Origin of the sequence: Kineosporia sp. NBRC 101677 (assembly GCF_030269265.1) — a bacterium.
Lineage (GTDB): Bacteria > Actinomycetota > Actinomycetes > Actinomycetales > Kineosporiaceae > Kineosporia > Kineosporia rhizophila.
Map to the genome: position 1 here is coordinate 1 of NZ_BSTA01000011.1, position 26,265 is coordinate 26,265.

General features: G+C 71.7%; 22 protein-coding genes and 1 pseudogene. 1 reads left to right on the forward strand and 22 read right to left on the reverse strand.

Annotation, left to right across the window (positions count from 1 at the left end; genetic code table 11):
* Positions 1 to 504 precede the first annotated feature (504 nt).
* The 17 genes and pseudogenes from tyrS to infC all read right to left on the reverse strand — a co-directional run.
* Entirely contained in the window at positions 505 to 1,818 is a 1,314-nt protein-coding gene (gene tyrS, locus QSK18_RS27310) for a tyrosine--tRNA ligase (RefSeq protein ID WP_232813017.1), read from the reverse strand.
* Positions 1,819 to 1,904: 86 nt separating this feature from the next.
* Positions 1,905 to 2,543, reverse strand: a complete 639-nt coding sequence (locus QSK18_RS27315) for a DNA-3-methyladenine glycosylase (protein WP_232813016.1) — start codon at positions 2,541 to 2,543, stop codon at positions 1,905 to 1,907.
* Between the two features lie 433 nt (positions 2,544 to 2,976).
* Positions 2,977 to 4,407 (reverse strand): argininosuccinate lyase, encoded by a 1,431-nt coding sequence (gene argH / locus QSK18_RS27320; protein ID WP_232813015.1) that lies wholly within the window; start codon positions 4,405 to 4,407, stop codon positions 2,977 to 2,979.
* Positions 4,408 to 4,488: 81 nt separating this feature from the next.
* Positions 4,489 to 5,013, reverse strand: coding sequence for an arginine repressor (locus tag QSK18_RS27325; RefSeq protein WP_232813014.1), 525 nt, complete (start codon positions 5,011 to 5,013; stop codon positions 4,489 to 4,491).
* Positions 5,010 to 5,951 (reverse strand): ornithine carbamoyltransferase, encoded by a 942-nt coding sequence (gene argF / locus QSK18_RS27330; protein WP_232813013.1) that lies wholly within the window; start codon positions 5,949 to 5,951, stop codon positions 5,010 to 5,012. The genes QSK18_RS27325 and argF overlap by 4 nt, the downstream gene beginning before the upstream one ends.
* Positions 5,948 to 7,192 carry an acetylornithine transaminase gene (locus QSK18_RS27335; RefSeq protein WP_232813012.1) on the reverse strand — a complete coding sequence of 415 codons (1,245 nt, stop codon included), beginning with the start codon at positions 7,190 to 7,192 and terminating at the stop codon, positions 5,948 to 5,950. Before QSK18_RS27335 ends, argF begins: the two co-directional genes overlap by 4 nt.
* Positions 7,189 to 8,100 (reverse strand): acetylglutamate kinase, encoded by a 912-nt coding sequence (gene argB / locus QSK18_RS27340; RefSeq protein WP_232813011.1) that lies wholly within the window; start codon positions 8,098 to 8,100, stop codon positions 7,189 to 7,191. The genes QSK18_RS27335 and argB overlap by 4 nt, the downstream gene beginning before the upstream one ends.
* Positions 8,097 to 9,251 carry a bifunctional glutamate N-acetyltransferase/amino-acid acetyltransferase ArgJ gene (argJ, locus tag QSK18_RS27345; protein ID WP_232813010.1) on the reverse strand — a complete coding sequence of 385 codons (1,155 nt, stop codon included), beginning with the start codon at positions 9,249 to 9,251 and terminating at the stop codon, positions 8,097 to 8,099. Before argJ ends, argB begins: the two co-directional genes overlap by 4 nt.
* A 24-nt stretch (positions 9,252 to 9,275) precedes the next feature.
* Positions 9,276 to 9,665 carry an ACT domain-containing protein gene (locus QSK18_RS27350; RefSeq protein ID WP_232813009.1) on the reverse strand — a complete coding sequence of 130 codons (390 nt, stop codon included), beginning with the start codon at positions 9,663 to 9,665 and terminating at the stop codon, positions 9,276 to 9,278.
* A gap of 16 nt (positions 9,666 to 9,681) precedes the next feature.
* The gene (gene argC, locus QSK18_RS27355; protein WP_285624930.1) at positions 9,682 to 10,737 is read right to left on the reverse strand and encodes an N-acetyl-gamma-glutamyl-phosphate reductase; all 1,056 of its coding nucleotides are present in this window, start codon (positions 10,735 to 10,737) and stop codon (positions 9,682 to 9,684) included.
* Between the two features lie 151 nt (positions 10,738 to 10,888).
* Complete coding sequence (locus QSK18_RS27360; RefSeq protein ID WP_232813007.1) at positions 10,889 to 11,272, reverse strand: hypothetical protein; 384 nt, start codon at positions 11,270 to 11,272, stop codon at positions 10,889 to 10,891.
* A gap of 132 nt (positions 11,273 to 11,404) precedes the next feature.
* A complete protein-coding gene (gene pheT, locus QSK18_RS27365; RefSeq protein ID WP_232813006.1) occupies positions 11,405 to 13,918 on the reverse strand; it encodes a phenylalanine--tRNA ligase subunit beta in 2,514 nt (837 codons plus the stop codon).
* Complete coding sequence (pheS, locus tag QSK18_RS27370) at positions 13,918 to 15,006, reverse strand: phenylalanine--tRNA ligase subunit alpha (RefSeq protein WP_232813005.1); 1,089 nt, start codon at positions 15,004 to 15,006, stop codon at positions 13,918 to 13,920. The genes pheT and pheS overlap by 1 nt, the downstream gene beginning before the upstream one ends.
* Before the next feature lie 87 nt (positions 15,007 to 15,093).
* Positions 15,094 to 16,101: a TrmH family RNA methyltransferase gene (locus QSK18_RS27375; protein WP_232813004.1), complete on the reverse strand. Its 1,008-nt coding sequence runs from the start codon at positions 16,099 to 16,101 to the stop codon at positions 15,094 to 15,096.
* 43 nt (positions 16,102 to 16,144) lie between these two features.
* Positions 16,145 to 16,525: a 50S ribosomal protein L20 gene (gene rplT / locus QSK18_RS27380; RefSeq protein ID WP_232813003.1), complete on the reverse strand. Its 381-nt coding sequence runs from the start codon at positions 16,523 to 16,525 to the stop codon at positions 16,145 to 16,147.
* Between the two features lie 64 nt (positions 16,526 to 16,589).
* A complete protein-coding gene (rpmI, locus tag QSK18_RS27385) occupies positions 16,590 to 16,784 on the reverse strand; it encodes a 50S ribosomal protein L35 (RefSeq protein WP_232813002.1) in 195 nt (64 codons plus the stop codon).
* A gap of 782 nt (positions 16,785 to 17,566) precedes the next feature.
* Positions 17,567 to 18,181: pseudogene (infC, locus tag QSK18_RS27390) on the reverse strand (translation initiation factor IF-3); the annotation flags it as partial.
* A 535-nt stretch (positions 18,182 to 18,716) separates the two neighbouring features.
* Between infC and QSK18_RS27395 the strand changes: the two are divergent.
* On the forward strand, positions 18,717 to 19,721 hold the full coding sequence (locus QSK18_RS27395; protein WP_352396667.1) for a class I SAM-dependent methyltransferase: 1,005 nt from the start codon (positions 18,717 to 18,719) through the stop codon (positions 19,719 to 19,721).
* Here QSK18_RS27395 and QSK18_RS27400 read toward each other — a convergent pair.
* From QSK18_RS27400 to QSK18_RS27420, 5 genes are all read right to left on the reverse strand, one after another.
* A complete protein-coding gene (locus tag QSK18_RS27400; RefSeq protein ID WP_232813000.1) occupies positions 19,693 to 22,410 on the reverse strand; it encodes an ATP-binding protein in 2,718 nt (905 codons plus the stop codon). The genes QSK18_RS27395 and QSK18_RS27400 overlap by 29 nt on opposite strands.
* A gap of 63 nt (positions 22,411 to 22,473) precedes the next feature.
* Positions 22,474 to 23,208, reverse strand: coding sequence for an SseB family protein (locus QSK18_RS27405; RefSeq protein WP_285624940.1), 735 nt, complete (start codon positions 23,206 to 23,208; stop codon positions 22,474 to 22,476).
* A 5-nt stretch (positions 23,209 to 23,213) separates the two neighbouring features.
* A complete protein-coding gene (gene priA, locus QSK18_RS27410; RefSeq protein ID WP_285624943.1) occupies positions 23,214 to 23,969 on the reverse strand; it encodes a bifunctional 1-(5-phosphoribosyl)-5-((5-phosphoribosylamino)methylideneamino)imidazole-4-carboxamide isomerase/phosphoribosylanthranilate isomerase PriA in 756 nt (251 codons plus the stop codon).
* An 806-nt stretch (positions 23,970 to 24,775) separates the two neighbouring features.
* A complete protein-coding gene (gene hisH / locus QSK18_RS27415) occupies positions 24,776 to 25,423 on the reverse strand; it encodes an imidazole glycerol phosphate synthase subunit HisH (protein ID WP_285624946.1) in 648 nt (215 codons plus the stop codon).
* A gap of 60 nt (positions 25,424 to 25,483) precedes the next feature.
* On the reverse strand, positions 25,484 to 26,263 hold the full coding sequence (locus tag QSK18_RS27420; protein WP_232812996.1) for a succinate dehydrogenase/fumarate reductase iron-sulfur subunit: 780 nt from the start codon (positions 26,261 to 26,263) through the stop codon (positions 25,484 to 25,486).
* Positions 26,264 to 26,265: the final 2 nt, after the last annotated feature.

Consider the following 26,265-nt stretch of genomic DNA (forward strand, 5'->3'; position numbering starts at 1 on the left):
GGGTCGGAGAAACCTGACGAACCAGAGACCATCAGCCAAGTGACCAGAAAATCTTCTGGCCGATTTGGCATCGGTTGTTCAGATGCACTGTTGAGTTCTCAAGGAGCGGACGCTCACCATCCCCCACCTCTCGGTGGCTTCCGGGGCAACCTTTCCAACCTACCCGGCTGACCGGGCGGTGTAAACCTTACCAGAAGATTTTCACTGCCTTGTCCATCCGGCCCCAGGCGGCCTTGAGCGACTCGAACCCGGCGAGGGCCAGAGCTGCTCAGACTTCCAGGGGAGTTGGCTTCGGGACCGGCCACTTTCGTGTCCGTCGCTCCCGCGCTGCCAACACGTAGAACATTACGGATGGCCGACCAGCAGGTCAAATCGCGATGTCAACCTCCACCCGACCAGGCTAAATAACCGTACGTTCACCTGATCTCACGTAACGCAAGAACGGACGAAGGGCTTGCCCACCAGCCGGCGGACAAGCCCTTCGTGAGGCAAGGAGCGAACGACCTACTCCCCCACCAGCTCTACCGCCGCGAGCTGACGCCGGCCCCGGCGCACCAGGATCCACCGGTCGTGCAGCAGGTCCGACGTGCTCACCGTCGCCGTCTCGCCTTCGGTCACCTTCACGTTGTTCACGTAGCCACCGCCGTCGCCCAGGGTGCGCCGAGCCTCCGACTTGCTCTTGGACAGACCAGTGGCCACCAGCAGGTCGATCACCGAGTGCTCGCCCCGCGGCAACTGAGCCTTGGGCAGCTCGGCTAGGGCGTCGGCGAGCGTGCCCTCGTCCAGCCCGGTCAGCTCACCGCCGCCGAACAACGCCTTGCTCGCCTCTTCCACCCGCGTTGCCGCCAGCTCACCGTGCACCAGCCCGGTCATCTCCCGGGCCAGCGCCCGCTGCGCCTCACGTGCCTGCGGCCGGGTGGCCGCCGACTCCGCCAATTCGGCCAGCTCTTCCTCCGAGCGGAACGAGAACACCTTCAGGTAGTCGGCCACCTTCGCGTCCTCGGCGTTCACCCAGAACTGGAAGAACGCGTACGGCGAGGTCATCGTGGGGTTCAGCCAGATCGCCCCGCCCTCGCTCTTGCCGAACTTCGAGCCGTCGGCCTTGGTGATCAGCGGCGTGGCCAGCGCGTGCACGGTCTGCTCGGGGCGCACCCGGTGGATCAGGTCGATCCCCGCGGTCAGGTTGCCCCACTGGTCCGACCCGCCGATCTGCAGCGTGCAGCCGTGCCGCCGGTTCAGCTCCAGGAAGTCCAGCGACTGCAGGATCTGGTAGCTGAACTCGGTGTAGCTGATCCCTGCGTCGGAGTTCAGCCGGGCGCTCACCGCGTCCTTGGCCAGCATCTTGCCCACCCGGAAGTGCTTGCCCAGGTCACGCAGGAACTCGATCGCGCCCAGCCCGGACGTCCAGTCCAGGTTGTTCACCATCTGCGCCGCGTTGGGGCCGGTGAAGTCGAGGAACGGCTCGATCTGACCGCGCAGCTCGTCCACCCAGCCGGCCACCACCTCGGGCGAGTTCAGCACCCGCTCGGCGGTCGGGCGCGGGTCGCCGATCAGCCCGGTGGCGCCGCCGACCAGGGCCAGCGGCCGGTGCCCGGCCTCCTGCAGGCGGCGCATGGTCAGGATCTGCACCAGGTGGCCGATGTGCAGGCTCGGCGCGGTGGGGTCGAAGCCGCAGTAATAGGTGACCGGGCCGGCTCCGAGCGTCTTCTTCAGCGCCGCCTCGTCGGTCGACGTCGAGATCAGATTGCGCCGGCTCAGCTCGTCCCAGACGTTGGCCGCAGGCGCGGAGGTCACGGATTCTTCGGTACTCGCGGTCACCCGCCCAACCTTAGGGCCGACGTCGCCCCGGGCGAGAACCGATTAGTGCCTGAGGACGTCGGTGAGCACCGATGTCCTCAGGCTCCCTATGTGGTCGGTCGCCTTTTGCGAGCAACCGCGGGCCGGTACACCGACACCGTCGGCTCTCCGTCGATCCAGTAGCGCCAGGGCGAATCGGCTCCCGCCGCCACGCCCACCCGGGGGCCGGTGCGCACCTTCGACTGGGGCACCGCCTCCCCCGGCAACACCTGGAGCGAGCTACCCCCACAAAGGTCGCGCCCATCGTCTTCACGCCCGAACCCCAACGCACTGGCGAGCCGCGCCGGCCCCCGAGCCAGATCGATGTCGCGCTTGCTGGTCGGGCGACGCGAGCGCGCGACGTCGATCCCCGAGACCACCTCGCCGGCCCGCATCAGCACCGCCCCCGAGATGCCGGACGGACGGCAGACCAGGTTGGCGCAGTAGTGCATGCCGTAGGTGAAGTAGACGTACAGGTGGCCGGGCGGCCCCCACATCACCTGGTTACGGGGGCGCAGACCGCGGTGCGAGTGGGAGGCCGGATCCTCGCCCTCACCGAGGTAGGCCTCTACCTCGGTGAGCCGGATCTCCACGGCCTGCCCGTCGCGCTCGTGCCGGATCACCGTGCCGAGCAGCGCCGGCGCCACCACCAGAGGCTCGCGGTCGAAGAAGGACCGGGGCAACGGGGCGGGCTGGGCGGTGGGCACGACGGCGATGCTAGGGCCTGGTGACCGGGAGCGCTCCCGGAGTTCCAGCACTTGCGGGCACCACGAACAGACCCTTCATCAGGGCCATCTGATCGCAATCTCCTGCGGCTCGTAATAGCGCGCTGCGGGCGGCTGTTCGACGAGATGGGAGGTGAGTCTGATGCGTGGACCGCGCCATTGCGACCCACGCAGGGCCCAGTCTTACCCCTGCTCCCACAGACGTAAAGACACCATTTTGCCGGGTTCAGCCAAACCCCTTGCTGCACAGCCGTTTTGCTATTTCAGAAATGTTTCGCGGAGGGTTCACGGCGGTAGCTTTGCGTAACAACACTGACCGGTTGTCACAATCTGCCGCCGTGGACCCTCCGCGTTACCGCTCACCCGCGCTGATCGAATCCGGCACCGGCGGAACGGGTTTGATCACGGTTCGGCCTCAGTTGGTGGCCCACTCCCGCAGGCTCTTGATCTCCGCAGCCAGCTCTGCCATCTGCTCCGCGACCCGGCGCGGCGAGGTGCCGCCCCGGCCGTCGCGCGAAGCCAGGGCACCCTCGACGTTAAGCACAGCGCGCACGTCCGGCGTGAGGTGCGGCGAGACCGCGGCCAGGTCCTCGTCGGTCAGGTCCCACAGCTCCACCGGACGGCCCTCGGCGGCGGCCCGCTGCTCGCAGCGCTGCACGCAGGCCCCGGCGATCTCGTGGGCGTCGCGGAACGGCACCCGCTGCCGCACCAGCCACTCGGCGATGTCGGTGGCCAGGGCGAAGCCCTGCGGGGCGAGCTCGGCCATCCGCTCGGTGTGGAAGACCAGGGTGGAGACCATGCCGACCAGGGCGGGCAGGACCACCTCGAGGGTGTCGGCCGCGTCGAAGACCGGCTCCTTGTCCTCCTGCAGGTCCCGGTTGTAGGCCAAGGGCAGGGCCTTGAGCGTGCCCAGCAACCCGGCCAGGTCTCCGATCAGCCGGCCGGCCTTGCCCCGGGTCAGCTCGGCCACGTCCGGGTTCTTCTTCTGCGGCATGATGCTCGAGCCGGTCGACCAGGCGTCGTCGAGGGTCACGAAGGAAAACTCCTTGGTGGCCCAGATGATCACGTCCTCGGCCAGGCCGGAGATGTCCACCCCGACCATCGCGGCCACGAAGGCGAATTCGGCGCCCAGGTCGCGGGAGGCGGTGCCGTCGATGGAGTTCGGCACCGAGGCGCGGAAACCCAGGTCGGTGGCGACGGCTTCGGGGTCGAGGCCCAGCGTAGATCCGGCCAGCGCACCCGATCCGTAGGGCGAGACCGCGGCCCGGCGGTCGAAGTCGCGCAGCCGGTCCACGTCGCGCAGCAGCGGCCAGGCCCGGGCCAGCAGGTGGTGGGCCAGCAGCACCGGCTGGGCGTGCTGCATGTGGGTGCGGCCGGGCATCGGCGCGGTCGGGTGCGCGGCGGCCTGTGCGGCCAGCGCCTCGGCCAGGTCGAGCAGCAGGTTGGCCACCACCCGGGCGTGGTCGCGCAGGAACATCCGCAGCAGGGTGGCGATCTGGTCGTTGCGCGAGCGCCCGGCCCGCAGCCGCCCGCCCAGCTCCGGCCCGAGCCGCTCGATCAGGATGCGCTCCAGGGCGGAGTGCACGTCCTCGTCGTGCGGGGCCGGGCCGACCGCACCCGAGGCCACGTCGGCGTCCAGGCCGTCGATCCCGGCCAGCAGGCCGGCCAGGTCCTCGTCGGTCAGCAGCCCGGCCCGGTTCAGCGCCCGGGCGTGGGCGCGCGAGCCGGCCAGGTCGTAACGGGCCAGGCGCCAGTCGAAGTGGGTCGAGACGGACAACGCGAACATGGCGTCGGCCGGGCCGGCGCTGAAACGTGAACCCCACAGGACCTTGGGCTCGGCGGTCACGGCTTGCTCCTTAGATCGGTTCGCACAAAAGTTCGCACAAAGACGGGTGACGCAGGCCCGGAAAGAGGCCCACGTACGTCTCTAGTTCGAAGTACCGGCGGCCAGCGAGAGGAAACGGTCGGCGACCGCGTCTCCGCCCACCGGGTCGCGGGTGACCACGAGGACGGTGTCGTCGCCGGCGATCGTGCCCAGCACGTCGGGCAGGACCGAGTGGTCGATCGCCGAGGCCAGGAACTGGGCCGCCCCCGGCGGGGTGTGCAGCACCACCAGGTTGGCCGAGGCCTCCGCGGTGACCAGCAGTTCTTCGCAGAGCCGGGACAGCCGGGCGACCAGCATCTCCTGCTCCACCCCGGCCTGCGGGGTGCGGTCGCCGCCCTCTCCGGGCACCGCGTAGACCAGCCCCCCGTCGGGGTGACGGACCTTGACCGCGCTCAGCTCGACCAGGTCGCGCGAGAGCGTGGCCTGGGTGACCGCGACCCCCTCGCCGGCCAGCATCCCGGCCAGCTCGACCTGCGAGCGCACCTGGTTGCGGCGCAGCAGCTCGACGATCCGACGGTGCCGGGCGACCTTGGTGTGGGCCGTCCGGCTGCGGTCGGGCACACTCATCCCGATCGCTCCAGCAACCAGGTGAGCAGCGCCTTCTGGGCGTGCAGCCGGTTCTCGGCCTCGTCCCAGACCACCGACTGGGGGCCGTCGATCACCGGCGCGCTGATCTCCAGACCCCGGTAGGCGGGCAGGCAGTGCAGCACGATCGCCCCCGGCGCAGCCTTGGCCAGCAGTGCCTCGTCCACCGAGTAGTCGGTGAAAATACCGACCCGCTCGCTCTTCTCGGACTCCTGCCCCATCGACACCCAGGTGTCGGTGGCGAGCACGTCGGCGCCGTCGGCGGCCGCCGCCGCATCAGTGGTGACGGCGACCGAACCACCGGTGCTCGCGGCCAGCTCGGACGCCCGCTCGACGACCGCGGGGTCGGGCCGGAAGCCCTCGGGGGCGGCGACCCGCACGTGCATACCCGCGTTGGCGCCGGCCAGCAGGTAAGAGTGCGCCATGTTGTTCGCGCCGTCGCCGAAGTAGGCCAGCGTGAGCCCGGTCAGGCTGCCCTTGTGCTCGCGCACGGTCTGCAGGTCGGCCAGCAGCTGGCAGGGGTGGTACTGGTCGGTGAGGGCGTTCACCACCGGGACGGTGCTGTGCGCGGCCATCGCCTCGATCCGGCTCTGGTCGCCGGTGCGCCAGACGATCGCGGCGGCCTGACGGGTGAGCACCCGGGCGGTGTCCTCGATCGGCTCGCCGCGGCCGAGCTGGCTGCTGCCGGAGTCGATGATCAGCGGGTAACCGCCCAGCTCGGCGATGCCGATGCTGAACGAGACGCGGGTGCGGGTGGAGGACTTGTCGAACAGCACGGCCACGGCCTTCGGCCCGTCGAGGGGCCGGGTGGCCAGGACACCGGCGGCGCGGTCGGCCTTGAGCCGGTCGGCCAGGTCGAGCACCTCGATCAGCTCGTCCGGCGAGAGGTCGTCGTCTTTGAGGAAGTGCCGGGGGCTCATGAGATCTCCTGCGCCGCAAGGTCGAGGGCGGCCGGGAGGGCCGCGATGAACGAGTCCGCCTGCTCGGCGGTGAGAATCAGCGGCGGGGCCAGCCGGAGCGCGTCGGGGGCGACGGCGTTCACGATGAAACCGGCCTCCAGAAGGTGGCTGGCCACGGCGGCGGCCACCGGCTGGGTGAGCTGGACGGCCCGCAGCAGACCGCGGCCGCGCACCTCGGTGACCATCGAATGGCCGGAAAGCCCTTCGGAAAGGCGCTTTCCGATGGTGGTGGCGTTCTCCAGCAGACCGTCCCGCTCGATCACGTGAAGGGTGGCCAGGCCGGCCGCGGCGGCGATCGGGTTGCCGCCGAAGGTGGTGCCGTGCTGGCCCGGGGTCAGCCGCTGGGCGTTCTGCGGCCCGTAGACCACCATCGCGCCGACCGGGATGCCGCCCCCCAGGCCCTTGGCCAGGGTCATCGCGTCCGGGACGACCCGCTCGGACTCGAGCTGGTGGGCGAACCAGGCGCCGGTGCGGCCCACTCCGGTCTGCACCTCGTCGAGGATCAGCAGCGCGTCGTTCGCCTGGGTGAGGCGGCGGGCGGCGGCCAGATACCCCTCGGGCGCGAGCCGGACGCCGGCCTCGCCCTGGATCGGCTCGAGCACCACCGCGGCCGTGTCCTGGTCGACGGCGGCGGCCAGGGCCTCGACGTCGCCCCAGGGCACGTGCACCACGTCACCCGGGAGCGGGGCGAACGGATCACGGTAGGCCGCCTTGGACGTGAGCGCGAGCGCGCCCATCGAGCGACCGTGGAATCCGCCCTGGGCGGCGACGACCTTGGTCCGGCCGGTGCGCCGGGTGAGCTTGAACGCCGCCTCGTTGGCCTCGGTGCCGGAGTTGCAGAAGAACACCGCCGACCCCTCCGGCGCCCCGGCGAGCTCGAGAATGCGCTCGGCCAGGGCGATCTGGAGCGGGTGGGTGAAGAAGTTGGAGACGTGGCCGAGGGTGGCCAGCTGCGCGGTGACGGCCGAGACCAGGAACGGGTGGGCGTGGCCGAGGGCGTTCACCGCGATCCCGCCGAGCAGGTCGAGGTAGCGCCGGCCGTCGGCGTCCCACACGTAGGCGCCCTCACCACGCACCAGAACCCGCTGCGGGGTGCCGAAGACGCCCATCACCGAACGGCCGTAACGCTCGAGCAAGGCGGCCGAGGACTGGCCGGTGAGGTCGACGAGGCTGGTGGACGGGTTGCTGAGATCGGCGCTCATGCGGTGGTCCCGTTCTGGTTCGGGGTGGAGGGGACGACCATGGTGCCCACGCCCTGCGCGGTGAAGACCTCCAGCAGCAGGCTGTGCGCCTCACGGCCGTCGATGACGGTGGCGGTGGGCACGCCGCCGCGCACGGCGCGCAGGCAGGCCTCCATCTTCGGCACCATGCCCGACTGCAGGCCGGGCAGCATCTTCTCGAGCTCGGTGTCGGTGATCTCGGACAGCAGCGAGGAGCGGTCCGGCCAGTCGGCGTACAGGCCCTCGACGTCGGTGAGCACCACGAACTTGCGCGCCTGGAGGGCGATCGCGAGCGCCGCCGCGGCGGTGTCGGCGTTCACGTTGAGCACCTGGCCGTCGTCGTCCGGGGCCACGGTGGAGACCACCGGGATGCGGCCCGCGTCGACCAGGTCGAGCACCGCCGCCGGGTCGACCTCGACCACGTCGCCGACCAGACCCAGGTCGACCGGGGCGCCGTCGATCACGGCATCGCGCTTGGCCGCCAGGAACAGGCCGCCGTCCTCACCGGACAGGCCGATGGCCAGCGGCCCGTGCTGGTTGATCAGCCCGACCAGCTCGCGGCTGACCTGACCGGTGAGCACCATCCGGACCACTTCCATGGTCTCCGGCGTGGTCACCCGCAGGCCGCCGCGGAACTCGCTCTGGATGCCGAGCTTCTTGAGCATGGCCGAGATCTGCGGCCCGCCGCCGTGCACCACCACCGGCTTCAGCCCGGCCGCGCGCAGGAACACCACGTCCTCGGCGAAGGCGCGCTTGAGATCGTCGTCGATCATCGCGTTGCCGCCGTACTTGATCACCGCGATGGCGCCCTGGAACCGCCGCAGCCAGGGCAGCGCCTCGACCAGGACCTCGGCCTTCTGGCCGGCGCTGAGCTTCTCCAGGTCGATCACGACGAGTACGCGCTGTTCTCGTGCACGTACGCGTGGGTGAGGTCGTTGGTCCAGACCGTGGCCGTGGCGTCGCCGGCCTTCAGGTCGATGGTGACGCTCACCTGGCGGGGGTTCAGGTCGATCTGCGCCGGGTCCTCGCCCGGCTCGCTCTTACGGCAGACCCAGACCCCGTTCAGGGCCACGTCGAGGTCGGCCGGGTCGAACTTGGCCGTGGTGGTGCCGACCGAGGCCAGGATCCGGCCCCAGTTCGGGTCCTTGCCGAAGATCGCGGCCTTGAACAGGTTGCTGCGGGCCACCGAGCGGCCGACCTCCACCGCCTCGTCGACCGAGGCGGCGTTGAGCACCTCGATCGCGATGTCGTGGTCGGCACCCTCGGCATCGGTCAGCAACTGCTGGGCCAGGTCGTGGCAGACGGCGGTGACGGCGGCGGCGAACTCGGCGCCGCTGGGCGTGATTCCGGAGGCCCCGGAGGACAGCAGCGCGACCGTGTCGTTGGTGGACTGGCAGCCGTCGGAGTCGAGCCGGTCGAAGGTGACCCCGGTGGCGGCCCGCAGCGCGGCGTCCAGCCCGGCCGAGTCGACCTGCGCGTCGGTCGTGATCACCACGAGCATGGTGGCCAGGGCCGGGGCGAGCATGCCCGCACCCTTGGCCATCCCGCCCACCGTCCAGCCTTCCGGCGAGACGACCGAGGCCTGCTTGGACACCGTGTCGGTGGTCATGATGGCCAGCGCCGCGTCGGCGCCGCCCTCGGGCCGCAGCTCGGCACTGGCGGCGGCCACCCCGGCCAGGAGCTTGTCGCGCTCCAGCAGCGGGCCGATCAGGCCGGTCGAGCAGACCACCACGTCGAGCGGGTCGACCGCGTTGCGGCGGCCCACCTCCTCGGCGGTGGCGTGCGTGGTCTGGAAGCCCTCCGGACCGGTGTAGCAGTTGGCCCCGGCCGAGTTCAGCACCACCGCCCGCAGCCGGCCGTCGGCGATCGCCCGCTCGCTCCACAGCACCGGGTTCGCCTTGCAGCGGTTGCTGGTGAACACGGCGGCGGCCGCGTCGTTCGGGCCGTCGTTGACTACCAGGGCCACGTCGGGGGCGCCGGTGCTCTTCAGCCCGGCGGCCACCCCGGCGGCGCGGAAGCCCTTGGCCGCGGTGACGCTCATGATCTGTTCCTCTTTCCGGAAGGGCTATTCGGCGTTTTCGGTGACGGTGTAGCCGGCGTGGCGCCAGACCGAGGCGGCGACCACCGACTGGGCCGCGGGCACGAGCACCCAGTCGGTGTCGAAGGTGGACACGTTGAGCACCGGGATCCCGGCGTCGGCCAACGGTTTCAGCATCCGCAGGAGCACCCCGATCTGGGAGAACTCCTGCGCCCCGGCGGCCCGGGTGACGGTGAAGGGCCCCTCGACCGGACCGGGCACCGGCTCGGGCAGGCTGCTGGTCGGGCAGACCACGCTGATCTCGTCGGCCGTGCGCGAGACGCTGACCAGCGGGCCGCCGTGCACCCAGTCGGGATCGGGACTTTCGGGAGGCAGACGGACCAGGGCCATCGCCTGCCGGTACTGGATCAGATGCACGAGGCCACCTCCCGGCTCACGGGGCCACCCCGACCAGCGGCAGGCCCAGGGTCTCGGGCAGGTCCAGGGCCAGGTTGGCGGACTGGATCGCACCGCCGGCCGTGCCCTTGGCCAGGTTGTCGATCGCGCTGACGGCGATCACCCGGCCGACCCGCTGGTCCACCGCCACCTGGACCAGGGCGGTGTTGGCGCCGAGCGTGTCGGCGGTGCGGGGCCAGCGGCCCTCGGGCAGCACGTGGACGAAAGCCTCGTCTGCGTAGGTGCTTTCCCAGGCGGTGCGCACCTGCTCGACGCTCACCCCGGGCTTCAGCCGGGCGGTGCAGGTGGCCAGGATGCCCCGGGACATCGGGGCCAGGGTGGGGGTGAACGAGACCCGCACCGGCTCGCCCTGGTTTCCGGCGGCCAGGCCGAGGTTCTGCTCGATCTCCGGAGTGTGGCGGTGCACGCCGCCCACCCCGTAGGGGGTCATCGAGCCCATCACCTCGCTGCCGATCATGTTTGGCTTGGCCGACCTGCCGGCCCCGGAGGTGCCGCTCGCGGCGACCACCACCACGTCGTCGGGCTGCAGCAGACCAGCCGCGAAGCCGGGGGCGAGGGCCAGGCTGGAGGCCGTGGGGTAACAGCCCGGCACCGCGATCCGGCGCGCGCCCCGCAGGGTTTCGCGCTGACGTTCGCCGTCGGGGCGGGGCAGCTCGGGCAGGCCGTAGGCCCAGGTGCCCGCGTGCTCACCGCCGTAGAACTCCTCCCACGCCTCGGCACTCACCAGCCGGTGGTCGGCACCACAGTCGACCACGACGGTCTCGGCCGGGAGCTCGGCGGCGATCTTTGCACTGGCCCCGTGGGGCAGCGCCAGGAAGACCAGGTCGTGCCCACTGAGCTGCTCGGCCGTGGTCGGCCCGAGCACCCGGTCGGCCAGCGGCAGCAGGTGCGGCTGGTGCTCACCGAGTCGCGAGCCGGCGTTGCCGCCCGCGGTGAGCGCCCCGATCTCGATCTGTGGGTGCTGCAGGAGCAGTCTCAGCAGCTCACCGCCGGCGTACCCGCTCGCCCCTGCCACTGCCGCCGTGAAGCCCATAGCGCATGACTATACACAGCGGCGAAATTGTATGCATAGTGCTTTGCGCCACCACCCGGTCACCAATGGTGGACGATCCTGACCGGGAGTCAAGTCGTACGTCGGTGGAATGGTGCGAGGCCCGCGGCCCCGCACCATCACCGGAAACTGCTTACGCGCACAGTGTCGGCGTGCGGGTGGCCTGGTAGGTGCCGGAGACGGTGAACTCCGTGTGGCAGCGCACCACGAAGCCGCGGTAGGTCTTGCGCTCCCCGGTGTGAGGACGCACGACCTCGATCGAGAAGGCCCTGTGCAGATCCAGGTTGGCTCCTGCGCAGTTACCGGGCTTGATCCAGCCCATGTGGCTGCCGTCCAGGAAGTACGGGTGGATCTCGATCCCGACCCCCCGGTTGCAGAACAGGGTGTGCTGCCAGGCCTGGGCCGAGACCGTGTCGGCCGGGGCCACCTCGGCCTTGGCCGAAGCGCCCGCCGCCGGAAGCAGAACGAGGGTGGCAAGAGCCAGGAGAGCAACGACCAGGCTCGAAAGACGACGCATGGTGAGTCCTTTTCGGTGGGTTTCGGGAGCAATGGGCACACGGTTCAGGGCCACCGGAAGTTCACCAAAAGCGAAATGGTGGACGTCTGTGCGCAAGTCGCGCACAGACGTCCACCATTGACGGGGTCGGGTCTACCCCCGCAGAACTGCCCCCGTGCGTTCAGCCGCCAGGGCGACCGCGGCATCGCGAGCTGCCGCAGTCTCTTCCGCGGTCAGCGTGCGGTCCGGGGCCCGGAAGCGCAGCGCGAACGCGAGGGACTTGTGGCCCTCGGGCACCGAGGTGCCGGTGTACACGTCGAACAGCCGCACCGACTCCAGCAGCTCCCCCGCCCCGTCGACCAGGGCGGTGTGCACGTCCTGGGCCTGCACCGCGTTCTCGACCACCAGCGCCACGTCTTCCTTGGCCAGCGGGAACGAGGAGATCGGCCGGGCCGTGACGATCTGGCCGGAAGCGGCGATCAGCACGTCCAGGTCGACCTCGGCGGCGACCGTGCGCGGCGGCAGCCCCAGCGCCGCTACCACCTTCGGGTGCAGCTCACCGGCGTGACCGAAGAGCTGACCGTCGATCTCCAGCCGCGCGCAGCGACCCGGGTGCCACGGCGCGTGGTTCTCGTCCTTCGTGACCGTGGGCTGCACGTTGACCGTGCGGGCCACCAGCAGCGCCGCCTCCAGCGCGTCGGACCAGTCGGCCGGGCGGCCCGGGCCTTCCCAGCCCGGCAGCTCGCGCTGACCGGCCAGGACGATCGCGGCGCGCAGCGGCTGGTGCGGGATCGCCGCGTTCAGCTGCTCCAGCTCGGCCTCGGAAGGACGCTGGGCGACCCCCGGGTGACCGGCCTTCGGCTCGGAGCCGGTGGGCCGGACGACCGCGCCGATCTCGTAGAGCGCCAGGTCGGTGAACCCGCGACCGACGTTGCGCTTGGCCGCCTCGACCAACGTGGCCAGCAGCGAGGTGCGCATGTACGGCTGCTCGTCGGACAGCGGGTTGGCCAGCTTCAGCGCCGTACGACGGGCATCGTCCTTCGGCAGGCCGAACGCGTCGTGCACGGCCGCACCGATGAACGGGTAGGTCAGCACCTCGACCCCGCCGTACTCGGCCAGCGCCCGGGCGACCGAGCGGCGCACCCGCTGGCCGTGGGTCAGACCCCGGCCCGCCGGGGCGACCGGCAGCACCGCGGGGATCTGGTCGTAGCCGCGCAGCCGCGCGACCTCCTCGGCCAGGTCGACCGGCACCAGCAGGTCGGGACGCCAGCTCGGGGCCTGCACGGTGAGCACGTCGTCGCCGGAGACCTCGCAGCCGATCTGCTCGAGGTTCTCCACCACCTGCTCACGGGTGTAGTCCAGACCGACGATCCGGCCCGGGAAGTCGGCCGGCATCTCGATCGTGGCGCCGGGAGCGGCCTCGCCCACGTCGGTGACCGGGCCGATCTCGACCTTCTCACCGCCGTACTCCACGAGCAGGCGCACGGTGAGCTCGGCGGCCACGTCGGCCAGCCGGGTGTCGACCCCGCGCTCGTAACGCTTGCCCGCCTCGGTGCTCAGCTTGTGCCGGCGCATCGTGCGGGCCACCGTGATCGGGTCCCAGTGCGCGGCCTCGACCAGCAGGTTCGTGGTCTCGGCGGAGACCTCGCTGCTGGCGCCGCCCATCACCCCGGCCAGGCTGAGCACCCGCGAGCCCCGGCCCTGCGGGGAGTCGGTGACCAGCAGGTCCTCGGTGTGAAGGGTGCGCTCCACGTCGTCGAGCGTGGTGAGCTTCTCGCCCGCGACGGCCCGGCGCACCACGATCGGCGCGGCCAGCTTGTCCAGGTCGAAGGCGTGCAGCGGGTGCCCCACGGCCAGCATCACGTAGTTGGTGACGTCGACGGCCAGCGAGATCGGGCGCATCCCGGCCTGTTCCAGCCGCTTCTGCATCCAGCGCGGGCTGGTGGCGGTGGCGTCGACGCCCCGCACGACCCGCGCCACGAAGCGGTCGCCGCCGGGCACACCGTTGATCGGGGCCTGGTCGTCGAGTTCCACCGCGAAGCCGTCGGCCGAGGCAGCGGGCACCTCGACCAGCGCCGGGTCGGTGAACCGGGCGCCGGTGGCGTGCGAGTACTCCCGGGCGATCCCGCGCAGGCTGAAGCAGTAACCGCGGTCGGGCGTGACGTTGACCTCGACCGTCTCCTCGGCCAGGCCGAGCAGCGCGATCGCGTCGTCGCCGGGTGCGGCGTCGTCGAAGCCCCACTCGGTGAGCCGGATGATCCCGTCGTGGTCCTCGCCGAGGCCGATCTCCTTGGCGCTGCAGATCATTCCGTCGGACTTGTGGCCGTACGTCTTGCGTGCGGTGATCGCGAAACCACCCGGCAGCACCGCCCCGGGCAGGCACACCACGACCAGGTCGCCCTCGACGAAGTTGCCCGCGCCGCAGACGATCCCGCGCGGGGTGCCCTCACCGACGTCGACCTGGCACCAGCGGATCGTCTTGCCGTTCTTCTGCGGCTCGGGGGTGAACTCCAGCACCCGGCCGACCACCAGCGGGCCGGTGACGTCGCCACCGTGCACCGCCTCCTCCTCCAGCCCGACCCGGACCAGGTCGGCGGCGACCTCGAGAGCGGTTGCGCCGGAAGGCAGCTCGACGTACTCGGCGAGCCAGTTCAGCGGGGCGCGCATCACGCCTCCATTCCGTAGTGCCGGCTGAAGCGGACGTCACCCTCGATCATGTCGCGCATGTCCTCGACGCCGTTGCGGAACATCAGGGCCCGCTCGATCCCGGCCCCGAACGCGAAACCGGTGTAGACCTCCGGGTCGATCCCGCACGCGCGCAGCACGTTCGGGTTGACCATGCCGCAGCCCAGCCACTCGATCCAGCCGGTGCCGCCGCAGGTGCGGCAGTCGTCGAGCTTGCCGTCGCAGACGAAGCAGCGCAGGTCCAGCTCGGCGCTCGGCTCGGTGAACGGGAAGAACGCCGGCCGCAGGCGGGTGGTGACCTCCCGCCCGATCAGGGTGCGGGCGAAGTGGTCGAGCGTGCCCTTCAGGTGGGCCATGGTCAGGCCCTTGTCCACGGCCAGACCCTCGATCTGGGTGAACACCGGGGTGTGGGTGGCGTCCAGCTCGTCGGTGCGGAACACCCGGCCGGGCACCACCACGTAGATCGGCGGTTCACGGTCGAGCATGGTGCGCGCCTGCACCGGCGAGGTGTGGGTGCGCAGCACCAGGCCGCTGTCGACCGGGTCGGCGAAGAAGGTGTCCTGCATCTGCCGGGCCGGGTGGTCCGGGCCGAAGTTCAGGGCGTCGAAATTGAACCAGTCGGCCTCGACCTCCGGCCCCTCGGCGACCTCCCAGCCCATCGCCACGAAGATGTCGGCCATCCGCTCCGAGACGGTCGAGAGCGGGTGCCGGGCCCCGGCCGGGCGGCGGCCGGCCGGCAGGGTGACGTCGACCGACTCCTCGACCAGCACCCGGGCGTCGCGCTCGGTCTCCAGCTCGGCCTGACGGCCGGCCAGGGCCTTGTTCACCTGGCCGCGGGCCTGGCCCACGCGCTTGCCGGCGTCGGCCTTGGCGGCCGGCGGCAACGCGCCGATCTCGCGGTTGGCCAGGGCCAGCGGGCTGCGGTCGCCGGAGTGCTCGAGCCGGGCCTGCTTCAGCGCGTCCAGGTCGCCGGCCGCGGCGAAGGCCGCCAGGGCCTGCGCGACGAACTCGGCCAGCTTCTCCTCGGAGAGCACCGCGACCTGTTTCGGGTCGTAGTCCTTGGTACTCACAGTGTGATCCTCACGTGCTTCATCTTTTCAGACGGTGGCCAGTGGATATTCGGGCAGGAGTGAGGAACGGCGGAACCCGGGGGCTGTTCAGCGGGCCGGGTCCGCCTTGGTAAATCGTTCCTGCCGGCGCTGCTCGCGACGCTGCGCGCGGGCGGTGGCGTACAGGCACACCGTGGCGGCCGTGCCCAGGTTGAGGCTCTCGGCCCGCCCGTGCACCGGCACCCGCACCACGGCGTCGGCCAGTTCGCGGTCGGTCTCGGGCAGGCCCCACGCCTCGTTGCCGAACACCCACGCCACCGGGTTCTCCAGCCAGGGATCACCGATTACGGACGTTTGTGGGCGGCGGTCGGTGGGTGGCTGGACCGCGCGGTCCTCGGCGTCGTCGGCCAGCACGTCGAGGTCGTACTTACCGGCGCCGTCGGCCGCCAGCACACTCACACCCTGGGCCTTCAGCTGCTGCACGGCCTCGGCCAGGGGTACCCCGGCCACGATCGGGAGGTGGAAAAGGCTTCCGGCGGTGGAACGTACGCACTTGGGGTTGTGCACGTCGACGCTCGCGTCGGTGAGTACCACGGCGTCGGCCCCGGCGGCGTCGGCGGCCCGGATCACGGTGCCGGCGTTGCCCGGGTCACGAACCTGCGAAAGCACCGCCACCAGGCGGGGTCTGGCCGCCAGCACGGTTTCGAGGGGCACGGTGATCAGGTCGCAGACCGCCAGCAGCCCTTGCGGCGTGGTGGTTCCGGCCCCGGCCAGCATGGCGGCGAGCACCTCGTCGGTGACGGGGCGCGCGGGCACACCCGCTTCGGCCGCCGCGTGCAGAATCTCGGGGTGCCTCTGGGCGGCCTCGGGGGTGGCGTACAGCTCGCGCAACCCGCCGGGAGCCTCCGGCGCACTGCGCCGATCGCTCGTGAAGGACGTCTTCAGGTTGGTTCTGGCCAGCTGTTCGGCCACTGCCTCCCGCACCGCCTGCGGACCCTCGACCAGGAACCGGCCGGCCCGCAGACGTGCGGAACGCCCGGACAGCCGGGCCACTGCCCTCACCCGGTCGGACCGGGGATTGGACAGCGCCTCGGGCGCCGGGCGTTCCGTCGTCATTTCGCTTCGCTGCATCCGCTGCCCGCTACGGGCGGCGAGGAGCTCAGGCCGCAGAGGTCTCGGCGGCCGCCGGGAGGGCGGCCTTGGCCAGCACGACCAGGGCCGCGAAGGCGGCCTCGTCGTTGACGGCCAGCTCGGCCAGCATGCGACGGTCGACCTCGATCTCAGCAGCCTTCAGGCCCTGGATGAAGCGGTTGTACGTCATGCCGTTCGCGCGGGACGCGGCGTTGATGCGCTGGATCCACAGCTTGCGGAAGTCACCCTTGCGCGCACGACGGTCGCGGTAGGAGTAGACGAGCGAGTGGGTGACCTGCTCCTTGGCCTTGCGGTAGAGGCGCGAGCGCTGGCCGCGGTAACCGCTGGCGCGCTCCAGGACCTCGCGACGCTTCTTCTGGGCGTTGACTGCCCTCTTCACGCGTGCCACGTGAGTACTCCTTGTTTCTGATCACCGGCCGGGACCGGCGACGGGGGTTACGGAAAAGGGAAGGTCAGCGGCCGAGCAGGCGCTTGGCGGCGCGCAGGTTGCCCGGGGCAACCGGCTCGTCGGACGCCAGGCGGCGGGTGCGGCTCGAGGGCTTGCTCTCGAAGTTGTGACGGCGGTTGGTCTGCTCACGCATGAGCTTGCCGCTGCCGGTCACCTTGAACCGCTTCTTCGCACCGCTGTGCGTCTTGTTCTTCGGCACGTCTGTGTCTCCTCATCGATCCGCGAGCGGGCACTCCGGCACGCGGAAGGTGTGTCGGCGCCGGGCGGACGGCCGGTGAAGGCCGCCGCCCGGTGCCTGGCTTACGTCGGCAGCCGTCAGGCGTCGGCTGCCGCTTCCTGCTCGGAGGACGCCGGCTTGCCGGCTTCCTCCGCGGGCTTCGTCTCGGCCGCGGGTCCCGGGGTGGGACGCGGGCCGGGACGCGGGCCGGGGCCCGGGGTCGGTCGCGGACCCGGGGTGGGACGCGGGCCCATCCCGGCGGGCGTGGGGCGCGGCCCCATCCCGGCCGGGGTCGGCCGCGGACCGGCCGGACCCGGGTTGGGACGGGCCCCCGGAGCCGGGGCGGAGCCGCCCGGCGCGGCGGCCGGACGCGGGCTCGGACCGGCCGCAGCCGGACGCGGAGCCCCGCTCGGAGCCGGACGGGACGTCGGCCCACCGGGACGGTCGCCCGAGGGGCGCGGACCCGAAGGACGCTCGCCACGAGGACCGGAGGGACGGTCGCCGTAGGACGGACGGTCGCCACGCGGGCCGGACGGGCGGTCGCCGTAGGACGGACGGTCGCCACGCGGGCCGGACGGGCGGTCGCCGTACGACGGACGGTCGCCACGGGGGCCACCGGGACCGCCGGACGGGCGGGAGGAGTAGGAGGACGGCGCACCGGAGGCAGCGGGCGCGGCGGCAGCCGGCGGCGGCGTGGTGCGCTTGATGAAGATCGGCTCGTCGTCGCTCTCGCCGACGATCTCGGCAGCAGCGGCGGCCGCGACAGCAGCGGTCTTCTCGGCGGCCAGGGCCGCCTCTTCACGGCGGCGCTCGGCGCGGGCAGCCCGCTCCTCGTCCAGCCCGGCCTTCTGCTCGGCCTTGGCCTCGGCCTTCTTCTTGTGCGGGCCGATCACCATGACCATGTTGCGGCCGTCCTGCTTGGGGTTGCTCTCGACGTAGCCGTCCTCGGCGACGTCGGCAGCCATCCGCTGCAGCAGGCGGTAGCCCATCTCCGGGCGCGACTGCTCGCGACCACGGAACATGATCATGACCTTGACCTTGTCACCGGCCTCGAGGAACCGAACGACGTGACCCTTCTTGGTCTCGTAGTCGTGCGGGTCGATCTTCAGCCGGAGCCTGATTTCCTTGAGGACCGTGTGGGCCTGGTTCTTCCGGGCCTCGCGATCCTTGATCGCGGACTCGTACTTGAACTTGCCGAAGTCCATGAGCTTGCAGACCGGCGGCCGCGCCTGGGGCGCGACTTCGACGAGGTCGAGGTCGGCCTCCTGGGCGAGACGCAACGCGTCCTCGACCCGGACGATGCCGACCTGCTCCCCGTTGGGGCCGACCAGCCGCACCTCTGGGACGCGGATACGGTCGTTGATCCGGGGCTCGCTGATGTGTTACTCCTTCGTACGGTCTCGGAGACCGCCGGCAAACAGGAGAAGGCTCCCGGTCGCAGGCGCTCGGGAGCCTCATCAACGGTTCTACGGCAGACGATTGTTCCGTCGCCGTACAGCCCCGCCAGGTACGGCGAGGTGACTCCTCCTGGTCGGGAGGAGCGGACCGGGACCCGAAGCCGTTTCACCCCGAACCTTCCGGGGCGACGGCGCCGGGTGGGAGAGACTCCACTTGGCGCACCGGGCCCTGTCGGTGAACTCGCCGGTTGGGGCAGGTTCGTGACGGGACTCGGTCGGTCAGTGGACCAGAGTAGCAGCCCCGTCGAGGTGCCCGCGACCGTACGTCCCCTGGGTGCTCACCACGGACGTCCGGGATCCGTGGTGGGCACGGATGCCGCCGGCCCGGGCCGCCGAGCAGTCTCGTACCGAGGCCGGTCCGAGGGGGACCGGCACCACTGCGAGGGGACCTCCCGTGACCATCACTTCAGTCGACGAATCCCGGCTCCACGCGTTCGTGGGGCAGGCGGTCATCGACATGGGCGCCGCCATCTCCGGGCTGATGCTGCACCTCGGCGACCGGCTCGGGCTGTACCGCGCCCTGGCCGACGCCGGCCCGATCACCCCCGGCGGGCTGGCCGGGCGCACCGGCACCGCCGAGCGCTACGTGCGCGAGTGGCTGGCCAACCAGGCGGCCGGTGGCTACGTGGTGTACCACCCGGCCGAGGGCACCTTCGAGCTCCCGGCCGAGCAGGCGATGGTGGTGGCCGACGAGACCAGCCCGGTCTTCCTGGGCGGCGCGTTCGAGGCGATCGCCTCCTGCTACGCCGATCACGACCTGCTGGCCGCGGCCTTCCGCAGCGGCGAGGGGATCGGCTGGCACCAGCACGACGGGCGGCTGTTCTCCGGGGTGGTGCGGTTGTTCCGTCCCGGCTACGCCGCGCACCTGGTGGAGAGCTGGCTGCCGGCCCTCGACGGGGTGGTGGCCAAGCTGCGGGCCGGAGCGAGCGTGGCCGACGTGGGCTGCGGGCAGGGCGCCTCCACGGTGATCATGGCGCAGGCCTTCGAGCGCTCCACCTTCGCCGGGTTCGACCTGCACGAGCCCTCGATCGAGCAGGCCCGGCGCAGTGCCCAGGAGGCCGGCGTGGACCACCGGGCCCGGTTCGAGGTGGCCGCGGCCAAGGAGGTGCCGGGCGCCGGGTACGACCTGGTCTGCCTGTTCGACGCCCTGCACGACATGGGTGACCCGGTCGGCGCCGCCCGCCGGATCCACCGGGCGCTGGCCCCGGACGGCACGCTGATGCTGGTCGAGCCGAACGCCGATGACGGCCTGGAGAACAACCTGAACCCGGTCGGGCGCACCTACTACGGGCTGTCCACGGCGATCTGCACGCCCGGCTCGCTGGCGCAGGAGGTCGGGCTGGGGCTCGGCGCGCAGGCCGGGCCGGCGGCGCTGACCGCGGTGCTGACCGAGGCCGGGTTCAGCTCGGTGCGCCGGGCCACCGAGACACCGTTCAACATCGTGCTGGAGGCCAGGCCATAGGGGTGGTCCCGAGCCGGGCCAGTTCGGTGGTGTCGCCCAGCATCGCCTGGGTGCGGGCCCACTGGTAGCGATAGCTGCGCAGGGCTGCGGCCACGGCCTGCAACCGGTCGTGGCCCTCGTGCAGCGGTCTGCCGCCCTGGTGCAGTTCGGCGGCTCGGTCGACCAGGGCGGCGGCCAGCGGGTTGCCGCCGGTGCAGGTCCGGGCCCGCTGGATCCGGCCGGCCGCTCCGGGGAGCTCGGCGAGCACCCCGGCCTCGGCCCAGAGCGCCGCGTACCAGGGGCGCCACAGCCCGTTGAACCACGTCGTCAGCTCTTCCGGCGGGGTGGCCAGCAACCGCACCGCCTCGGCCGGGCGGCCCTGGTGCAGGAGCAGTTCGGCGTCGAAGAACTCACCCGCGTGGATCATCGACATAGGACGTCCCGGGGTCGCCAGGGCGTCCACGATGCCGAGCCATGCGGTGCGGTTGGTCTCGTCGCCCCGCAGCCCGTACATGGCGGCCGCGGCGTAGGCGGCCCGGCTGAAGTTGCCCGCCTGAGGGCGCCCGGCCCGGTCCCAGCCCGCGCGGAAGCCGTCGGCCAGCGCGACGGCCTGGTCCCAGTCGCCGGAGAACACCGTGACCAGCATCAGCCGGGCCGAGGCCAGGTGCCCCTCCTCACGGTAGAACGGCAGATCGCGCAGGCGTTCGGCCAGGGTGCGGGCTCCGGCCAGGTCACCGGCGGCGACCGCTCCGTCGACCGCCATCTGCAGGCTGTCGAACATCTCGAGGGCGGCCACCGAGCGGATCGGCAGCGGGGCCAGCAGTTCGGTGCGGCGGAACGCGCTGGCGGCCGCCGCGCGTACGTCGCCCGAGGCCGCCTGAACCGCCGTGAGCTGGTCGAGAGCGGCGCTCTCGGTCAGCGGGTCGGCGGTTCGGCGGGCCAGGACCAGGGCCTCTTCGATGCGGCGCAGGGTGCCCGGTTCGGCGATCGGCCGCTCGCAGGCCTCGGCGATCAGCAGCCGGGCCCGGGCGGCCGGGTCGTCGCCGGCCAGCTCCCAGCCCCGGGTGATCAGCCGCCGCACCTCGCCCTCGGGCGGCTCGGTGGCCATCAGGCCCGGCCCACGATTGATCAGTTCGGCGTTGCGGGCCAGGTCACCAGCGGCTCCGGCGTGGTCACCGGCCCTGATCGCGGCCTCGGCGGCGAGGTGGCGCAGCCTCAGTGCGTCGAGACCGACGTGCCGGGCCTCGGCGGCGCCGGCCGCGCTGCGGAACACGTCGGCCGCCACTGCGTCGGAGTCGGCCAGAGCGGCGGCCTGTTCGTAGCGGCGCTGAGACTCGGCGGGCATCCCCCGGACGAAGCTGAGTTCGGCCATGCCGATCGCCAGCCGGAAGGCCGGGGCGCGGTGCTGGGGCTGGTCGGCGGCCCAGGTCAGAGCGCTGCGGATCTCGTTGGCGATGAGGTCGAACCGGATCTCGCCGAGCTGTTCGAGGCACCAGAACAGGTGCCGGGTGCGTACCTGGTCGGTCTCCCCCGCCTCCTCCAGAAGGTCGGCGCCGTACTGCCGGACCGTCTCCAGCGCCCGGTAGCGCATCCCCTCCAGCCCGGGGACGGCCACCAGCAGACTGTGCTCGGCCAGGGTGGCCAGGGCGGACTCAGGTTTCCCCGGACCGATCACGGCCGCAGCGGCTTCCGGGGTGAACGGGTCGGCGAACACCGAGCAGCGGCGCAGCACCGCCTGGACCGGATCGTCGAGCAGGGCGTGGCTCCAGTCGAGCGTGGTGCGCAGCGAACGGTGCCGGTCGTCCAGCCGCCGCCCGCCGGTGAGCACGCTCAGCCGGTCGGTCAGTCCGCTCTCCAGCCCGTCCAACCCCAGCGACGCGTGCCGCGCGGCGGCCAGCTCGATCGCCAGGGCCATTCCGTCCAGCGCCCGGCAGAGCCCGGCCACCCTCTCCCGCCCGGCTCGGTCGCCCGGATCGACCGGGCTGCCCGAGGCCGCCGCCCGCCCGTAGAACAGCTCCACCGCATCGGTCTCGATCGTCAGCCCGGGCACGGGGAACACCTGCTCGAACGGCACCAGCAGGCGGGCCCGGCTGGTGGCCAGCACGGTGAGTCCGGGGCCGGCCGCGAGCAGCCGCTCCACCAGCACCACCACGCCGTCGAGCAGATGCTCGCAGTTGTCCAGCACCAGCAGCGTCTGCCGACCGGCCAGCCAGGCCACCACCCCGTCGGCCGCGCTACCGCCCGGACGCTCCCCCAGCCCCAGAGCCTGCGCGATGGCCGGTGCGATCATCTGCGGATCCACCACCGGGACCAGGTCGACGTACCAGACCCCGTCCGCGAAAACGTCTTTCATCTCGGCCGCGACACTCAGCGCCAGACGTGTCTTGCCCACCCCACCCGGCCCGGCGGCCGTCACCAGCCGGTGCGCGGTGAGGGCGGTGCGCAACGACGATCGTTCGGCCTGCCGTCCGACGAAGGGGGTGAGGGGCGTGGGCAAGGTCGTTGTCGCCCGGCGGACGCCACTGCGGGCCAGACCGGCCAAGGCCCGGCGGTCTTCGGCGCCGAGCTTGCGCAGCAGCGAGGAGACGTGGCTCTCCACCGTGCGCACCGAGATGAACAGGCGCGCGGCGATCTCGGCGTTGGTGAGGTGCTCGCCCACCGCGGCGAGCACCTCGCTCTCCCGGTCTGAGATGCCTGCCGGAGCGGCCATGAGCAGATTGTGCCCCGGCCGGCTCCGCCTGTGCTGGACCAAGCCCGAAGAGGAGGTCTGTTCTCAGACCGAGCGGACGGCCAGCCGGACCGAGTCGGTGCGTTCGGTGACCATCTGGTCGGTGAGCAGCAGTTCGCCGATCCGGGTGGTGGTGGCCCGCACCTGATCGCGCTCCAGGCCCGGCGGCAGGCCGAGCACCACGATCAGACCGGCCACCCCGTCCGGCTCGCAGCGGTGGGCCTTCACCTCGGGCACGGCCCGCACCAGGGCGGCGATGCCGGCCAGCAGGTCCGGGTCCTCGGCCGGGGGCACCCAGTCGCGTCCCTGGGCCACTGCCCAGACCGCGGGGCGGGGCAGCACGACCGAGGCACCGGCCGGGTCGATGACGACGCGGGGGCACTCCTCCACCACCGCCGCCTGCGCCGCCCGGGCCGCCTCGACCGGCACCGGCCGGGCCTCGGCGTTCCAGGTCTGCAGGGCGGCGACGCTGGTGAAGACCGGCAGCACCTTGGCCTCGTCCTCGTCGACCAGGGTGACCAGGGCCATGTCGGCACTCTTGTCGCCCTGCGCGGCGACCAGTTCGGCCTCGTCCTCACCGAGCACGGCTACGATCGGGACCATCGCCCGGGTGGGGGCCCAGGCCCGGGTGATCGCCACCAGGTCGCCCCCTTCGAGGGCGGCCAGCAGGGCCGGGTCGGCGGAGCCGTCGTCACCCGGGAAGGGCTGCGCGGTCAGGGTCCGGCCCGACCAGGGCACCCCGGCCGAGTCGGCGGTGTTACCGGTGTTGTCGTGGCTCATCCCGTTCACCCGGCTACGTGCAGCGCCTGCTCGAGGGTGAAAGCACCGCTGTAGAGCGCCTTCCCGACGATCGCGCCTTCCACGCCGACCTTGACCAGGGCCCGCAGGGCGGCGATGTCGTCGAGGTTGGAGATACCGCCCGAGGCCACCACCGGCTTACTGGTGCGCCGGCAGACCTCGGCCAGCAGATCGAGGTTCGGGCCCTTCAGGGTGCCGTCCTTGGTCACGTCGGTGACCACGTACCGGGCGCAGCCGTCCTCGTCGAGGCGGGCCAGCACCTCCCAGAGGTCGCCGCCCTCCTTGGTCCAGCCCCGGCCGGCCAGGGTGGTGCCGCGCACGTCCAGGCCCACCGCGATCCGGTCGCCGAACTGGGCGATCGCGTCGCGGGTCCACTCCGGCTTCTCCAGCGCCGCGGTGCCGAGGTTGATCCGGCGGCAGCCGGTGTCCATGGCCGCCTGCAGACTGGCGTCGTCACGGATGCCACCGGACATCTCGACGTTCACCCCCAGGCCGCTGAGCTCGGCGCAGACCCGGGTGATCAGGTCACGGTTGCTCCCCCGCCCGAACGCCGCATCCAGGTCGACCAGGTGAAGCCACTCGGCCCCGGCCTTCTGCCAGGCCAGCGCGGCCTCGAGCGGGTCGCCGTAGCCGGTCTCGCTGCCGGCCTCGCCCTGGGTGAGACGCACGGCCTGGCCGTCGGCCACGTCGACGGCGGGCAGGAGTTCGAGCTTGCCCGGAGGGGCGGCTTCAGCTTCGGACATGGTTGGGAACCCCTTCGCTGCGGTACCACCGGGCCCGGGAGCAGCCGAGCCGGTGGAGAAAGTCGGCCGCCACGCTACCGCGCCCTCGCTGAGGACGCTGGCGGCCCGTTCCTCACACCGACTTGATGGCCTGTTATCGGCATCGGCGTGGAGAGGTGGGCCCTAGGCGGGTCAATTGGGTGGCCCTGCAGGGGTGAGTGCCTCTACGGACGGCGGCTCAGTGCGGCAGACGGTGCACTCGGTCCGGACGGCATGTTCGGTCCGCACGGCGTACTCGGTCCGGACGGCGGACTTGGTCCAGACGGCTTGCCTGGTCCGGACGGCATGCTCAGTGGGGGCGGCCTGCCCGCCTGAACCGTCTCGCAGGAACACTTCTCTGACCTCGCGGCCTGTTATCGCCCGAAGGTCGATGGATAGGCGGGCGTACCCGGCCCAGATCGGATGACAAAAGCGCGGCGCTCGGGATCGGATGACAAAAGTGGCTCTATGGACCACTTTTGTCATCCGATCCTGGGCGGACGCGGGCCGCGGGTGCCCGCCGGCGACCCCGAGCACCGCCGCGAGGTATCCACCGGGGACAACGACTCGTCATGACCTGCGGCACATTCACGACCCTCTGCCGACGGGCCGACATTCCTCACGGCTCGCACGAACCTCACCGGCCTCACTCGGTCCCTGGCCCCGCCCGGTCCCTGGCCTCACCCGGCCCCTGGCCTCACCCGGCCCCCGGCCCCGCCCGGTCCCTGACCCTTCCCCGGCCGCAGCACCGACGCCGCGATCATGCGAAGTCAGGGCGGGCAGGAGAACTAGAGGGTGCCCAGCCAGTTACGCAGGAGCTGGATCCCCGCGTCGCCGGACTTCTCCGGGTGGAACTGCGCCGCCGACAAGGGGCCGTTCTCCACCGCCGCCACGAACCGCCCGCCGTGCTCGGACCAGGTGACCAGCGGGGGCTTCAGGGTGGCCAGGGGGTCGCCCGGGTCGGGCAGCTCCCACTTCTGCACCGCGTAGGAGTGCACGAAGTAGAAGCGCTCCCGCTCGATGCCCTTGAACAGCACCGACTCCTCCGGCACGTCGACCGTGTTCCAGCCCATGTGCGGCACCACCGTGGAGGGCAGCAGCTCTACGGTGCCGGGCCACTCCCCCAGGCCGGGCACGTCGTCGCGGCCGAACTCCACCGACTTGTCGAAGAGCACCTGGAGGCCGACACAGATACCCAGCACCGGACGTCCTCCGGCCAGTCTCCGGCCGATCAACCGGTCGCCGCCGACGGCCCGCAACTGCTCCGCGACCGACGCGAAGGCCCCGACGCCGGGCACGACCAGGCCGTCGCACGCCTGGGCGCGCTTGAAGTCGGCGGTGAGCTCGACCGTCGCACCGGCCCGCTCCAGCGCCCGGACGGCCGACCGGACGTTGCCGGAGCCGTAGTCGAGCACGACGACCTGGGGTGAGCTCATGCCCAGGAGTCTAATGAACGCGGGTTGCACCCCGGTGACCACCGGGGTGCAACCCCACGATCAGGACGGGTTGGGCTTGGCCTGGACGGCCCGGGCCTTGTTCGACTGGTGCACCGCCCGGCGGTACTCCTTGTTCAGGTTGGTGATGCTCATGAACGGGATCTCCTTCGGGCAGGAGACCGTGCACATCCCGGTGTTCGTGCAGCCGCCGAAGCCCTCGGCGTCCATCTGCTCGACCATGTCCAGCACCCGGGAGGTGCGCTCCGGCTGGCCCTGCGGCAGCAGGTTCAGGTGCGTGACCTTGGCCGAGACGAACAGCGAGGCCGAGCCGTTGGGGCAGGCCGCGACGCAGGCGCCGCAGCCGATGCAGGTGGCGTTGGCGAAGGCCGCGTCGGCGTCCGGCTTCGGGATCCGGGTGCTGTTGCCCTCCGGCGCCGAGCCGGTCGGGGCGGTGATGTAACCGCCGGCCCCGATGATCCGGTCCAGCGCCCCGCGGTTGACCACCAGGTCCTTGATCACCGGGAACGGAGCCGCGCGCCACGGCTCGATGATGATCTCCTCGCCGTCCGAGAAGGCGCGCATGTGCAGCTGGCAGGTGGTGGTCTGCTCGGGCCCGTGGGCCTCACCGTTGATCACCACGCCGCAACTGCCGCAGATGCCCTCCCGGCAGTCGTGGTCGAAGGCGACCGGGTCCTCGCCGTCCATGATCAGCTGCTCGTTGAGCGTGTCGAGCATCTCCAGGAAGGACATGTCGGGCGAGACCCCGTCGAGGTCGTACGCGACCATGCCGCCGGCGTCGTCACCGTTCTTCTGGCGCCAGATCTTGAGCTTGAGCTTCATCA